Source organism: Alteromonas sp. ABV2_168 (genome assembly GCF_056161165.1).
The window spans coordinates 409269-424066 of sequence record NZ_JBSWYQ010000001.1 but is presented as its reverse complement, the minus strand read 5'-3'; the positions used below and the strand labels follow the sequence as shown (position 1 = coordinate 424066).

At 51.2% G+C, this 14798-nt stretch carries 13 protein-coding genes; 2 read left to right on the top strand and 11 right to left on the bottom strand.

The window, feature by feature from the left end:
* The first annotated feature begins 8 nt into the window (after positions 1-8).
* Positions 9-2228: a xanthine dehydrogenase family protein molybdopterin-binding subunit gene (locus ACXAH4_RS01910; protein WP_474880480.1), complete on the top strand. Its 2220-nt coding sequence runs from the start codon at positions 9-11 to the stop codon at positions 2226-2228.
* Positions 2229-2284: 56 nt separating this feature from the next.
* On the opposite strand, the gene ACXAH4_RS01905 is transcribed toward ACXAH4_RS01910, so the two are convergent.
* The 6 genes from ACXAH4_RS01905 to ACXAH4_RS01880 are packed head-to-tail and all read right to left on the bottom strand — an operon-like array spanning position 2285 to position 9344.
* Positions 2285-3268: a cation diffusion facilitator family transporter gene (locus ACXAH4_RS01905; RefSeq protein ID WP_474880479.1), complete on the bottom strand. Its 984-nt coding sequence runs from the start codon at positions 3266-3268 to the stop codon at positions 2285-2287.
* Positions 3269-3321: 53 nt separating this feature from the next.
* The gene (locus tag ACXAH4_RS01900) at positions 3322-4827 is read right to left on the bottom strand and encodes an ATP-binding cassette domain-containing protein (RefSeq protein WP_474880477.1); all 1506 of its coding nucleotides are present in this window, start codon (positions 4825-4827) and stop codon (positions 3322-3324) included.
* The gene (locus ACXAH4_RS01895) at positions 4824-6506 is read right to left on the bottom strand and encodes an ABC transporter ATP-binding protein/permease (protein WP_474880476.1); all 1683 of its coding nucleotides are present in this window, start codon (positions 6504-6506) and stop codon (positions 4824-4826) included. The genes ACXAH4_RS01900 and ACXAH4_RS01895 overlap by 4 nt, the downstream gene beginning before the upstream one ends.
* Before the next feature lie 8 nt (positions 6507-6514).
* On the bottom strand, positions 6515-6628 hold the full coding sequence (cydX, locus tag ACXAH4_RS01890; RefSeq protein WP_119502908.1) for a cytochrome bd-I oxidase subunit CydX: 114 nt from the start codon (positions 6626-6628) through the stop codon (positions 6515-6517).
* An 8-nt stretch (positions 6629-6636) separates the two neighbouring features.
* A complete protein-coding gene (gene cydB / locus ACXAH4_RS01885) occupies positions 6637-7773 on the bottom strand; it encodes a cytochrome d ubiquinol oxidase subunit II (RefSeq protein ID WP_349590168.1) in 1137 nt (378 codons plus the stop codon).
* Positions 7770-9344, bottom strand: a complete 1575-nt coding sequence (locus ACXAH4_RS01880; protein ID WP_349590170.1) for a cytochrome ubiquinol oxidase subunit I — start codon at positions 9342-9344, stop codon at positions 7770-7772. Before ACXAH4_RS01880 ends, cydB begins: the two co-directional genes overlap by 4 nt.
* A gap of 375 nt (positions 9345-9719) precedes the next feature.
* Here ACXAH4_RS01880 and ACXAH4_RS01875 point away from each other — a divergent pair, with 375 nt between their 5' ends.
* Positions 9720-11000 (top strand): sigma-54 interaction domain-containing protein, encoded by a 1281-nt coding sequence (locus tag ACXAH4_RS01875; protein WP_474880649.1) that lies wholly within the window; start codon positions 9720-9722, stop codon positions 10998-11000.
* Here ACXAH4_RS01875 and ACXAH4_RS01870 read toward each other — a convergent pair.
* From ACXAH4_RS01870 to ACXAH4_RS01850, 5 genes are all read right to left on the bottom strand, one after another.
* Positions 10997-11770, bottom strand: a complete 774-nt coding sequence (locus ACXAH4_RS01870; protein WP_474880475.1) for a TSUP family transporter — start codon at positions 11768-11770, stop codon at positions 10997-10999. The genes ACXAH4_RS01875 and ACXAH4_RS01870 overlap by 4 nt on opposite strands.
* A gap of 34 nt (positions 11771-11804) precedes the next feature.
* Entirely contained in the window at positions 11805-12785 is a 981-nt protein-coding gene (locus ACXAH4_RS01865) for a DUF2955 domain-containing protein (protein WP_474880473.1), read from the bottom strand.
* 100 nt (positions 12786-12885) lie between these two features.
* On the bottom strand, positions 12886-13953 hold the full coding sequence (locus tag ACXAH4_RS01860; protein ID WP_474880471.1) for an HlyD family secretion protein: 1068 nt from the start codon (positions 13951-13953) through the stop codon (positions 12886-12888).
* Positions 13950-14390 carry a MarR family transcriptional regulator gene (locus ACXAH4_RS01855; protein WP_474880469.1) on the bottom strand — a complete coding sequence of 147 codons (441 nt, stop codon included), beginning with the start codon at positions 14388-14390 and terminating at the stop codon, positions 13950-13952. Before ACXAH4_RS01855 ends, ACXAH4_RS01860 begins: the two co-directional genes overlap by 4 nt.
* A 180-nt stretch (positions 14391-14570) precedes the next feature.
* Entirely contained in the window at positions 14571-14798 is a 228-nt protein-coding gene (locus ACXAH4_RS01850) for a YgaP family membrane protein (protein ID WP_474880467.1), read from the bottom strand.

The following is a 14798-nucleotide window of genomic DNA, read 5'->3' as shown; positions in this document are numbered from 1 at the left end:
AGGACACCATGACTATTGACTTAAATGCCAGCGACATCATGGGCGCCGCCCTTCCCCGCGTCGACGGACCGGATAAGCTGACCGGAAGGGCAAAATATTCTGCCGATAACCATCTGCCCGGAATGCTTTACGGCTACGGTGTGTACAGCACTATCGCTAAGGGAAAAATCACATCCCTCGATACCTCGGCGACCAGACAAATGCCGGGAGTCGTAGATGTGTTTCACCACAACCACTTTACAGACAAGCTTTACCATGTGCCTGCGAACATGGCCAAGGGGCTTAAAGTTGATGAGAGCCGTCTGCCCTTTGAAGATGACACCATCTATTATGCCGGTCAGCTTGTCGCTTATGTTGTGGCGAACAGCTTTGCGAAAGCCCGCGAAGCCGCATTGAAGGTGAAAGTCACCTATTCAGAAGCACAATCTGTGACCTCTATAAAACAGGCCAGAGCGGCAGGTGTATCACCCATAGAGCAGAAGCCTTCTGAGAAAAGCCGTGGAGACGCTGAAGCAGCCTTCACCCAATCGGCTTATCAGCACGAAGCGGTTTACACCACACCTTTTGAAACCCACAACCCTATGGAAATGCATGCCACAGCGGCGCAGTGGGAAGACGGCAAGCTGGTGGTTTACGAAGCCACACAAGGCGTGACATTCAGCCGTAACACCCTCGCAAGGGTATTTGGTCTGGTTCCTGAGAATGTCGTGGTGCGTACGCCGTTTTTAGGTTCAGGATTCGGTGGTAAGTTGTTCACCTGGCCCCATTGTATTGCCACGGCGGCGATTTCGCGGGAAGTGGGTAAGCCGGTACATTTCATGGTCCCCAGAGCGCAGATGTTTACCACCACAGGGCACCGTTCGGCCACAGAGCAAACCTTTAAAATCAGTGCCGATGCTGAGGGTAATCTGACGTCTATGACTCAGCATACGCTTAACAGCACATCAGAAATTGATATACGGGTGGAAACCGCCGGCCGTACCGCGCCGATTTTTTATCAATGCCCCAATGTGGATATTGCCAACAGCGTAATTCAGATGAACACCGGCAGCCCTGCCGCTATGAGGGCGCCGGGTGCCGCGCCGGGTATCTTTGCGCTGGAATCAGCCATGGATGAACTGGCTGTGGCGATGAATATGGATCCGCTGACCTTACGCCGGAAAAACTTCACTGATCGTAATCAGGTAGAAGACTTACCTTGGTCTGATATCAACATCTTAGAAGCCTACGACAAAGGCGCGGCTAAATTCGGCTGGGATAAACGCAATCCGGAACCGGGTTCTATGCGCGATGGTAAAGACATCCTTGGCTGGGGTGTAGCAGCATGTGCCTGGGATGCGATGAAGTCATCCAGCAAAGCCAGGGTTTCCTTCTTAGCTAATGGTAAAATACGCGTGTCTTGTGCGGTGCAGGACATCGGTACCGGCACGTACAATGTCATGGCACAGACCGTATCTGCCGCCACAGGCATACCGGTGGAAAAAGTAGAAGTTAAAATCGGTGATTCTGACTTAGTGGCCGGCCCGCTTTCCGGTGGCTCATGGGCAACAGCCAGTTTGCTTCCTGCAGTGAAGCAAGCCTGTGAGAATGCCATATCCGAACTGAAAACCTATGCGGTGATGGACAAGTCTCCTTTTGCCGGTGAAAGTGAAGAAGACCTTACATTTAAAAACGGGCAACTTTCTTCGCAATCAGGCACCGCGCGGTCGTTCAGCGACATCCTCAAGGCCATTAAGGCAGGAAGCGCGGAAGGCGAAGGCAGTACCGATGGCGCTATGAAAGAAGGCTATTCCAGCCGCGTATTCGGCGCTCACTTTGTGGAAATTCGCTGGGATCCCGAAATCGTCGACTTACGGGTATCCCGTGTGGTCAGTGCCATTGACGTGGGCAAAATTGTTAACCACAAAACAGCAGCTAACCAGGTTGAAGGTGCCATTGTGATGGGTATCGGCATGGCGATGTTTGAACACACCGAATATGACGAGCGGACCGGCCGCCCCGTTAACAACAATATCGCGGAGTACCTGATGCCTGTTCACGGTGATATGCCTGATGAGCTGGAGGTAATATTTCTCGATAAGCCCGACTATAACTTCAGTGAAGTGGGCGCAAAGGGTCTTGGAGAAATAGGCATCACCGGCCTCGCCGCCGCGGTAGCCAACGCGGTTTATCATGCAACAGGTAAACGGGTCAGGGAATTGCCCATCACCCTTGAAAAGCTGATGTAACTACAGAACTAACAAAGGCGCTAATCAGCGCCTTTTCTTTGTTTTATTTCCGCAAATCAACCTTTATGGTCATGGTCATGGTCATGGTCATGGTCATGGTCATGGTCATGGTCATGGTCATGGTCATGGTCATGGTCATCAGTATCGCGGCAGACCTCGCCGGGCATTTCAAGTTCGATGGTGGTATGTGCCAGATTAAATCCGGAGAGCTTGTCGTCTATTTGCTTTTTAAGGGCCCGGGCTGTGGCGGCATCCACGTCGCAGGCGAGCTCAATGTGAGCAGTCAGCACATGCTGTTCGCCGTCAAGAGACCAGAAATGAACATGGTGAAGGTTGCTGACGTGTTCAACAGATAATAATGCAGAGTGAATTTCCTGCTGTTGTTTAGCATCCGGACTGCCCTGTAAAAATAAGCGTACTGTCTGATAAACGTAGCGGCCTACATTGAACAAAATAAACAGGGTAAACAGCACCGAGAGTAGAGGGTCAAGCACCGGCCAGTTTACGAATTGAAGCACAATCCCCACGATCAGTACGGCAACCCACCCGAGTACATCTTCCAGTAAGTGCCAGTTCAGTACCTTTTCATTAAGCGTGTTTCCGCCAGACAGCTTGTAAGCGGCTACGCCATTGACCACGATCCCTAAAATCGCCAGCGCAATCATGCCTTCAGTCACGGGCATTTCAGGTGCCCACAAACGGGGAATGGCTTCCGATAACACCCAAACGGAACCCACAATCAAAATCAGCCCATTGATCATCGCGCCCAGCAAACTCAGGCGCTTGTAACCATAAGTGTATTGTTCGTCGGCTTTTTTGTGCCCTACTTTGCTGAGATACCAGGCCAGGCCTATGGATAGCGAATCCCCTAAGTCGTGAACGGCATCAGCCATAATTGCCACGGAGTTAGTGAGCCAGCCGCCGATAAATTCGATGATCGTGAAGATAAAGTTAAGCCAGAACGCCCACCCGATGCGCTGCCCGTCGCTGACATGATGATGCCCGTGGTGGTGTCCGTGATGATGATCGTGGGAATGCAAAAGCGTCTCCGGCAGTTTTATTAAAAGCTGCCCCCAGTTTGCTGGCAAACCTGTTACATTTCAATCCATTGGTCTGCAGAACACCGGATATCTTCCGGTGTGACATGGGTAGCGATAATCACCAGCGCATTTTCTGCCGCCGCAGTCAGCCCGGCGGCGACATATTGCTGATTGCCGGTATCCAGCCCTTCAAAGGGCTCATCAACCAGCCAGACCTTTGGCGAAGCAAGCAAAGTCCGGCTTAACGATACACGTCTTGCCTCGCCACCGGAGAGTACTCTGCCTCCCTGTCCCAGCCACTCGTCCAGTTGTGAGAAGTGCCCCAGACCGAATTGAGAAAGCGCATTATTCAGTGCCCGGTCGCTTTGCACAGACTCATCCGGCACCAGATTCATTCTTAATGTGGCCTCCAGCAATACCGGCGACTGCTCAGCATACACCCAACCCTTGCGTCTGCCGGCCGGCACAATATCACCATCAAAACGCAAATCACCTTTCGCCTGTACCAGACCGGCCAGTGCTTTAAGTAACGATGACTTACCGCAGCCGGAGGGCCCGGATAACACAACCAGACCTTTAACAGGCAAAGTTGCATCGATACCTGACAAGACATTTACAGCCTGAAAGCTTTCCAGTTGAATTTGCCCCCGGGGTTGGGTGTCGTGAATGGCCGGCAAGGCTATGGCTCCTGATTGAGCCAACGCACTTTTCGCCTGGCGGTAGCGCCCAAGGTGTGCGGCAGTCGTCACTGACCGTCCGAGCCAGTCGGTAATACTCAGTAGCAACATGGGAACAATCAGTGATGCCGGGTCGCCAAATCCCTTATCCTGATTGAAAGCAAACAAGGCCACCAGCGCCAGGATAGCACAGCCATGCAGCAACCATAATGCCCATTGTCCGGCTACGTCCGTGGCAAACTGATGACGCCACACTTTATCCAGCCCGGGAGCAGAGGCAAAATGAGGGTTGCGACGATTAACAGATAAATGCCACAAACTGCTACTGTTAAAGAAATGCTCTGAACCGAACCGGAAACGCTTTTCTTCAGCGGTTTGTTTCGCTGACTGATTAAGTCCGTACACTACAAGCCACAGTGTAAGTACAAGCCAGAGGCCCGCCATGACCCGCATCGCCAACGTGCCGGGCAGCGCCAGTTGCGTAACAATACCCGTTGCCAGAATAACCAGCACAACCGCGCTTGCCTGATGGGCAACCCATCCCACCCAAACCGACGACAGCAGTTCAGTTTGGGCAGCAAGCTTTTCCACATCGCCTGCTTTTTCATGTAATACATGGTCTTTCAGCTTGCTGAACAGTTCACTGCGAAGCACCGTGGTACGTCCCAGTAAATCGTGATGCGCCAGCCACATGTGTCCGTAGCCGGCACCAATACGTACCAGCGCCAGGGCGCGGATGATGACTGCCGGCAGCATATAATTTAAGTTAACCGGCATCAGTGCGCAGGCCGCAATGAACCAGCTTGAGAATATAAGAATGAGCAGTCCGGCACTGGTGTGAGCAATAGCAAGCAATAAGCTGACTACAGGGATTTGCTTCATTCGCCTGCTCCTGTTGTTTTAACTTCTGTTCCGGATAGCTCTGCGCTTTCGGTTTCGCAGACACGACCATCTTTTATCAGCCAGTGCGCGTTGAACCAGTCAGATGGCAGTGGCTTGTGCGACGCCCAGATGACAGTTGCATGCTGACAGTTACGATGGATAATCTGACAAATCGCTTCATGCTGAGACTGAGGCAAATGGGCGGTAGGTTCATCCAGAAACCACACCGGTGCTTGCCGGAGTAACAACCGGGCAATGGCCAGTCGCTGCGCCTGACCACCGGATAAAGGCGGATGCTCACCCATTGGCGTATCCAGTCCCGCAGGTAACATAGAAAGCCAGGCCCCCAGTTCCACGCTGTCCAGTACCGCAAGTAACTGCGTGTCAGAACAGGTCATAGCCAGACACAGGTTCTCTCTTACCGTGCCCGGCAGAATAACCGGCGTTTGCGTAAGCAGAACGTAATCAGATACCGGCTTTGCTAATCCCGGGCGCTGACCGCTCAGTAACTCCATCAGCACGGTTTTTCCTGCACCGGATGCACCATTTAAACGGATCCAGTCACCCGGGTTGACGGTAAGCGTACTTGTGCTTAACGCAGGTGACCGGGTGAGCTCTCCGGTTAGTGTAATTGGTGCAGCTTCGTCCCTTGTTGCTGGCACTTCGCCATGGCTTGCGGGCGCTTCGTCCGGCGGGGAATCATGTAATAAATCCTGAATCGCCTCCATGGCAGACTCAGCCTGCGCTTTTTGATGATAAAACTGCCCCAGCGTCTTCATCTCAGATAGCAGTAAAGGGGCAGTTAATAAGAGCCACAAACCTTGTTGAAGGTTTATTGTCTCTCCTAAATTAAACTCGCCAAGCAATGTAAACCCGATATACACAGCAATTAACGCAACGGCGAGGGTGGAGAAAAAATCCAGTACGGTAGTAGACAAAAACGCCACCGACACCACTTTCATGGTGCGCTCTCTTAAGCTTTTGCCAGCAGTATCTATCCGTTTGGCCTGTGCATCATGGGCGTTAAACATGGCCAACAGCGGCAACGCGGATATCCGGTCTGTAAACAGCCGCCCCAGCCGCTCAAGAGCAATAAAATGCTTGCGGTGCAATGCCGCGGCACCTTTACCAACCAGTATCATAAACAGCGGTACAATGGGTAAAGTGATCAACAAACTCCCGCCCACAACTATGCTGACACTGAAAATGACCACAAGAGCAAAAAGCGGCACTACCACCGCCACCAGTTGCTGAACACGGTAATCAAAATGCCAGTTCACCACAGCAGGGATGTGCATTTGCCACAAGGTTTGCCAGTGAAAGGTTGAATGCTGACGCACTAAAGCATGTTGCTGACGGCCAAATGTGCGCAATAGCTGTTGCTGTAAGCGAAAGAGCAGTTTTAGTCTGCCATGATGATTCAACCAGATGCTGCACCCCTGACTCAGCCACACGCCGGCAAGGCAAATTGCAGTAAACCATAACAGTGAGGACGAAGCGGCAACCCCGTCAATGATCCACTGCGACACCATGGCAGCAAAACCCCAGTATGCCGCAATTAGCGCAGCATCACGTAAAACGTGGAGGACGGTAAGCGCCACCAGAGCCCTGCGGGGAGCAGGGTTTCCGGTGGCGACAGATTGCTGAAACCAGCGGGTAAGTGAGAGGGAACGACTCAAATTATCCCTTATTCTTCAGTATCAGGGCGGTCCATGTTCTCGGTAGACTCCAGCCACATGGCGTTGATAATGCCAAATGAACAAGCCAGTAAAATGCCAAGGATCCAGGTGAAATACCACATAATGCCTCCTAGTAAATCGCGTGAGATTTATCTAAATCAGATTGTTTAACTCTTCCACGCATCACGTAGAACCCGTAGATGGTGTAAGACAGTACAATGGGTACAAATACACAGGCTACGAAGAACATCACACGTAATGTCATTTCACTGGATGTAGCATCCCACATTGTCAGACTTGCATCCGGCATTGTGCTGCTTGGCATCAGGAACGGGAACATTGAGAACCCCGCCGTTAAAATAACGCCGGCTATCATGGCAGAACTGGACACAAATGCCCATCCCGCACGGCCTGCTTTTGAAAAGGCCGCGCACGCCAGGCCACCTGCAATACCCAGTGCCGGTGCAATCATCATCCAGGGGTAAGTACCATAGTTGTTCATCCACGCGCCGGTTTCAGTGACAACGGTTTTGTGCAACGGATTTGAGACGGCATAAGTGTCTGCTACAGAGCTCATCACATAACCATCTATGCCGAAGGCTACAACCACGCCGGCCAGAATAAATAACGCCACAGTCACCAAAGACAGGATCACTGAGGTGGCACGGGCACGCACTTCAACAAAACCGTCTGTTTTCATTTGCAACCAGGTGGCACCGTGATTAAGCAGTAATGCAACGGATACCAGACCGGTCAGGATGGCAAAGGGATTCAATAACCCGAAGAAAGAGCCGGTATAGGTGGATTTCAACGTGTTATCAAATTCATAGGGTACGCCCTGTAACAGGTTTCCGAACGCAACACCAAAGATAAGTGCCGGAACAAATCCGCCGGCAAACAACGCCCAGTCCCAACGCTGACGCCACTTTGCTCCGGGCAGTTTACTACGGTAATCGAAGCCGATGGGGCGCATCCATAACGCAGCAAGCGTAAGAAATAACGCGATGTAAAAGCCGGAGAACGCAGTGGCATAAATCATTGGCCAGGCAGCAAAAATAGCGCCGCCGGCCGTAATGAACCACACCTGGTTGCCGTCCCAGTGCGGGCCGATGGTATTAATCATCACCCGGCGCTCTTCGTCGGTACGCCCGATAATCGTCAGCAGCGAACCTACACCTAAATCAAAGCCGTCGGTAATGGCAAAGCCAATCAGTAACACGCCGACAAGGACCCACCAGATCACCCGCAACACTTCATAATCGATCATGCGTTTGCTCCTTTTTCAGTTAAACCAATTACGCTTGCTTCATCCTGTTCATCGCCGGGAGGAACCGGTCCTTTTTTGGCGAATTTCTTCATCAGGTAGAAGCTGATAATGAACATCACGGTGTAGAACAAGGTGTAGCCCACCATGGTGAATACCACATCGCCCACACTCAGATTGGAAACAGACACGTGGACCGGCAGTACTTCTGCAATAGACCATGGCTGACGACCAAACTCGGCGACGAACCAGCCTGCTTCACAGGCAATCCAGGGCAGAGGTAAACCGTAGAGGGCTGATTTCAGTAACCAGCGGGGCTGAGTAATGCGGTGTTTAGTGCTGTACCAGAACGCTGCCGCGAACAGAGCCAGCATTAAAAAGCCTGCCAGTACCATTAAGCGGAAGGAATAAAACAGCGGTGCAACAGGCGGAATACTGTAATCCACGGCACGCTCAAGCGCTTCAGGTGTAGGCCGCGTAATATCCTGCGTAAAGGGTTGCAGCAGCATGGCATAACCGAGGTTTTCTTTATTTGCGTCAAACAGGGCCTGCTCAGCCGGCGTAGCTGAACCGTCACGCACTGCATCCATGTGCTTGTATGCCTGCACACCGGACAAAATGCGAACACGGTGCTGCTCTTTCAAATCTTTAATGCCGGTAACTTCTTCATCAAAGCTTCGGGTGGCGATGATGCCCATGGCGTAAGGGATTTGAATGGCGTAGTCCATACGCTCTTCTTCGTCATTGGGAATACCAAAGATGGTGAATGGCGCAGGCGCAGGATGGGTTTCGTACTCCGCTTCAACGGCGGCAAGTTTCACTTTCTGCACGTCACCGATTTCGTATCCACTTTCATCGCCCAGAATAATCACTGACAACACAGACGCCAGACCAAAGCTTGCAGCGATGGCAAAAGAGCGGCGGGCAAACGCAACATGCTTGTGTTTCAGTAAGTAATAACTGGAGATAGCCAGCACGAACATTGCGCCTGTTGTATAGCCTGCAGAAACAGTGTGTACAAACTTCACTTGTGCCACCGGATTAAAAATAACGTCAGCGAAGCTGGTCATTTCCATCCGCATAGATTCAACATTGAAGTCAGCGCCCACAGGGTTTTGCATCCAGCCGTTGGCGATAAGGATCCAAAGCGCCGAAAAGTTAGAACCGATAGCCACCAGCCAGGTAGCCATAAGGTGCTTCACTTTTGACATGCGGTCCCAGCCAAAGAAGAACAGTCCGACGAAAGTTGATTCAAGGAAAAACGCCATCAGGCCTTCAATAGCCAGCGGCGCGCCAAAAATGTCACCCACGTAATGTGAATAATAAGACCAGTTCATACCGAACTGGAACTCCATGGTGAGGCCGGTAGCCACACCAATCGCAAAGTTTATCCCGAACAACTTACCCCAGAATTTGGTCATCTGTTTGTAGATTTCCTTGCCGGTCATCACGTAAACCGATTCCATGATGGCAAGCAGGAAAGTCATACCTAAGGTAAGGGGTACAAAGATAAAGTGGAACATAGCAGTCAATGCAAACTGCCAGCGCGATAACTCCAGTAATGTATCGCTCATTAGGAACATCTCCCGATTAATTAGTAATTTGGCGAAATGTCGACGATGTAGCCGAATTTAATATCACTGGCAGAGCAGAAGTCGTGCCACAGAGTAACGTTGGCAATCACAGAAGCGTGAGATAAATCAAAAACCGCAATTATTGTGCGCAGAAAGCGTGAATAACGAACACAACAGGGATGTTTGAGCCACCGGACGACTTCGGATACATCGCAAATTTCATAGCCGCTACCTTACACCCTTCGAACAGGCCGCTATTTGATCCAACGCAAGCTTTCTCACCGGAAAAACAAAGTCATTTTTGACAAATCTTGTGACATAATTGTCATAACTCACTGAGGGGGCATAAACGTGAACATTTCTATTATTCAGTCGATGATCAATGCGATTGATAAGCCGGCGATTTTTATCACGCCGGATTATGTGGTGCATGCGGTTAACCAGCTCTACCGCGACACTTATGAAGAGCACATCATCACCGGTAAAAGTACCTGCTTCAGCGTGTCTCACAACAATGCTGTTCCCTGTGATCAAGCCGGAGAAGACTGCCCCCTTGCTGAATGCAAAAGTACACAAAGACCAAGCTCAGTGGTACACAATCACAAAACCCGCACAGGCGATTCTCATTGCCAGATCACAATGAAGCCGGTGGAGGACGAAGATGGCATGGTACTTGGCTACCTGGAGGTGCTGGAGCAGATCACCTTTGCTTCTCCCCGTGCCGGTAATGCGAAACTCATTGGCAGTGCACCGTCTTTCAGGAATATGCTGCATCAAATCAGCCGCGCAGCACCGGCAGACATTGCCGTGTTGTTGCAGGGAGAAACAGGCACCGGAAAAGAACTTGTCGCTCACGCTATTCACGAAAGCAGCCCGCGGAAGGACAAACCGTTTGTAGTCATTGAATGCACCGGACTGACTGAGTCATTATTTGAATCAGAGCTGTTCGGCCACGAGAAAGGGGCATTTACCGGCGCATCATCGTCGAAAAAAGGACTCATTGACGTGGCCAGTGGCGGCACGGTGTTTTTTGACGAAATTGGCGATGTGCCCATGAGTATGCAGGTCAAGCTGCTGCGATTGCTGGAGTCAGGAACTTACCGTCCTGTCGGCAGCCTGAAGCTGAAGCACTCTGATTTCAGGCTGGTCTGCGCTACACACAAAAACCTTAAACAGCTGGTTGAGAAAGGCGAATTCAGACAAGATCTCTATTACCGGATTGCCGGCTTTCCCATCGCCCTGCCTTCTCTACGCCAGCGCAGGGAAGACATTCCTGCGCTATGCGGGCAATTCCTGGCGCAAGCCGGGCACACGAAGATGACCTTTAACAAAGATGCCCTGTCCGTACTCAGCCGTTATGCATTTCCCGGCAATATCAGAGAATTGCGCAACGTCACCGAACAAGCCGCTCTGTTATCGGTAGATGAACACATCACTCCGGCGGACTTGCCTTCACATCTGACAGTACCGGAAAGCGAACAGGAGTCCGGCCCGCTCAGATTAAAAACACTGGAAGAAGCAGAGGAAGCGTACCTGTCTAAAATCATCTCAGCCTTCGACGGTACGCCGGAAGCGCTGGCAGACGTACTTGGCATAAGCACCAGAACACTTTACAGAAAACTCCGGCGATACGGCCTGACGCTCAGCAGGCGTTAGAGCGACATCACTGCCTGCCAGATAAGGCGCAGAGCCAGTATGGTAACGATAACTTTAAACAGCAGTGCAAAGCGCGCATCAGACACTTTTTTCAGCACTTTCAACCCCAGCCAGGTGCCGGTAAAGCCGCTGACTACCATAGCAACTACCAGTGGCAACCACTGAAAAAAAGCAAATCCGGCAAAGCTGAAAACAAAGGCTTTAAGCAGATGCTGAAATGTCATGCAGGTAGCGAACGTACTGGTGAGGGTCATCTTATTATCGGTATTCCAGTGCACAAACCCGGCGACCAGCGGCCCTGTCGCGCCCACAAACATAGTCGCAACCGTCGTCAGCGCACCGGCAATGCAACGGCCGGTTTTGCTCAGCTCCCTTTTCGCCGGTTTGGGTCCCCACACTAAAAATAAGATAAAACCCGCTACAGTAAACTGAATGGTGATTAGCGGCAGTTGCACCACAATGAAAGACGCAGCAACAGCCCCGGCCAGCGCACCACCGCTGAACCACTTCACCATGGCCCAGTCGATGTGTGAACGGGTCAGCCACGAACGGCTCCCGTTAGAACCTAACTGAACAAGTCCGTGCACAGGGATCAACGCGGCGACTGGCACAACCGTTGCCATGGTCGCCAGCAACATAACACCGCCACCGACACCGAATGAGGCAGTTATCATTGACGTAAGGCCTGCAAGAATAATCAGTCCCAGCGCCACAGCAGCGGATACTGCCCCGCCTCCGGTAAATAAATCTGTAAAGCTTGCTACTTCCAAGATTACTGTTTTCCTTCAATAAATTATCACTGCATCATACATTTCGCGTAATCGCGAATCGATTTAAAAAACCATCCAGCAGCCACGCCAGGCTCATAAGAAGTGACAGTGCGATAACGACAGAGGAAAAGCGGTACATACTGCTGTACAGCATGTCTGAATTGGGCTGAAGATACTGCCCGAACAAAATGCCAATGGTGGTTAAGGCACCAAAGCCCATACCTGAACCGGTGCGTTCAATCAGATGCAACCGTGCCGTGAGCATAACGGTGATAAACATCGCAATCACGACCAGGGGAAGATAGCGGATCAGATCGTACATAAATAATTGTACGGTAATACCCAGCGCACACCCAAGGGCAACGCCTTTCGCCCGCTTCATGGAGTTTTCCAGCGAGCCGCGGAAGGTCATGGGAAACAGCACGAGTACGGTTGCTACCTGCGCAGACAAGGAATCTTTCAAATCGAAAATTTGAAAGACAACGAATGACAGCGTCGCCAGAATCGCCCCCATCAGCGTGCGGTGATTAATCTGTGCAAACGTCACGTTATGCTGTGGTGGCGGTGCGATGGGATCAGTCTCCGGTATCAGCCAGTAGAGCACCGCTGCAGAAATAACGGATATCAGCGTGGCGAGGAATGCCGCCATTGTCATATCGGTTAGTGATGCATCCGGATAGCTTGAAAAATGGAGCAACACTGAGAGAGTGACAATTCCGGAGGCCCATAGCAGGAAGTGCGAACCTTTAGCCATCAACCTGAAATGAACAAAAAATACTGCAAACACACCCATTATCATTAAAGCCGGATGATGTTTGAAAAACACATTCAGCAGATAGATTTCCACCACATTCACCGCCACACCTACCATAAACTGCCAGGCAATCAGGCGGTCGAACTTAGGCAACATGCCCAGCAATAACATGGGATAGACAGCGAAAAATACGCCGTACGGCCAGTTCATGTATTTACTGATGAGAAACCCGGCACAGCTGCCAAGGGCTATGCGCAACACCCGACGCTGATCCTGCGGGGAATAATCCCCGGCCGAATTAATAAAGCGATGGTCACGCTGCTTTTTCAGTATAAGACCGGACAACTTACTGATACCCATCTTAATAGATATAGTGCAACAGACTGACAACTTTCATCTGCGTTGCGCCTATCCAGTTAAAGATGCCGTCCTCATGACGTTGCAGCAACACCGTCGCCCGTGCGCCGCTCACCATATCGGCGGGCAGAGCCTGGCCGGTTAATGCAACATACACACGGACACGCTGGGCATCACGTACCCAACGGTCGGATACGTCCGGTTCGGCCAGCTTCCCGTCCGGCAAAAGTTGTCCTGTAGCCACACCCAAATCTTTACTGACAACTGAAGCGTGAAACACTTCCCCGGGAAGGGCATCAAATACCACCAGAGCATCTGCGCTATTGCCAATTTTACTCAGGCTCTTTTCGCGAAAATCGGCAACGACACGTTCTTCACCAGTAACCACCAGCGAGAGCAAAGATTGATTTGCCTGAGCCTGGATGCCAGGCGAAAGTTGCAGATTCGAAATGACACCGTCTTCAGGTGCTACGACAGTTGTTCGCGCCAGATCCAGTTCAGCCTGTTTAAGCGTATTTGTAGCAATACGAAGGCGCAGGTTATCTTCCCCTTCATCACCAAGCTCAACCTGTAACGCTTTTTTACGCTCCTGTGCAGCCTGCAGTCTTGCCCCGGCGGCTTCAACTTCAGCCATTTTTTGATCGACCAGTTGGGTACTGACCAGATTTTTAGCAGCTAACGAGGCTAAACGCTTATGTTCACGTTTGTCTTCAGCAAGGGTAACTTGTGATTCGATAATACTTGCCTGCGCTTCGGCCAGCTGTGCGTGCAAATTGTCGTTAGTCTGCTGCGCTTCCCGCAGTGCCAGGCGGGCTTTTTCCACCGCCAGTTCGTAGTCAGTACCGTCAATTTTAAACAGCACGTCCCCTTTACGGACCGGCTGATTGTTTCGCACAGCAACGCTGATCACTTCACCCGACACTCTGGGTGCCACAGTCACAACAGGACGCTGCACCATGGAATGAGGTGTCATGGGAATATTGAAATCGGCAATAAAAATGTAAGCACAAATGGCAATGAACAGCACTAATGCGCCGCGCATCCATCGGTTAAATTGTGCATCTGCGGTCATGAATTCTCCGGAGTAGAAATACGGTTTGCGTTATCGATGACTTTACTCAGCAGCCCGTAAAAGACTGACCGTTCTTCATCGGACAGCCCGCGCAGCATCTGCTGGCGACCCTCAAATGCTCTGGCCTCAACGGCCTGCATGAGTTCTCTGCCCTTTTCGGTAAACCAGAGGGTTTTTCGTCTGGCGTCATCGGGACAAGGCTTTCTGAGTATGAGCCCGGCCTCTTCTAACAAATTCAGCGTGCGTAGCAACGAAGGCTGTTCAATGCCTATATCACCGGCCAGTTCCTTCTGGCTGCATCCTTCACCGGTGCGGTCGAGATGTAGCATGGCGATCCAGCGGGACTGAGTCAGGCCAAGATCCGCCATGTAGTGGTCTACGGCGTGCCGCCAGGCAAACGCCGCACGACTCAGTAACCATCCGATATTGTTTTCCATCTGCACTGCACATCCAATTAGTTAGCATGCTAATCATTTAAGCATGTAGTTAGCATGCTAATCAATATCACGATGGATAATTTTCGTCAGACAGGGGATTAACAGAGACAGGAGGGCGGATAACTCAAAAAACACCATGCAAAGGCATGGTGCTTTAAAGGTGCGGGAAACCGGGGCCGGCTACTTACTATGACCGGCAGCAAACGCCAGCTCTTTCTCCGTTTTGAAACCAAAGAATTTTCTTAACACAATGGTTGCAGGGCAAAAGCCGGTAAAGCTCTGCTGAAACAGGTTTGCACCGATAAAAACCGTAAACCACACAAAGTAACTGCTGACGAAGTACGTGAGTGCAACACTTAACAACACCATAAAGCCTGCGAAAGCTGTAAGAGCACGTTCTGCTGACAT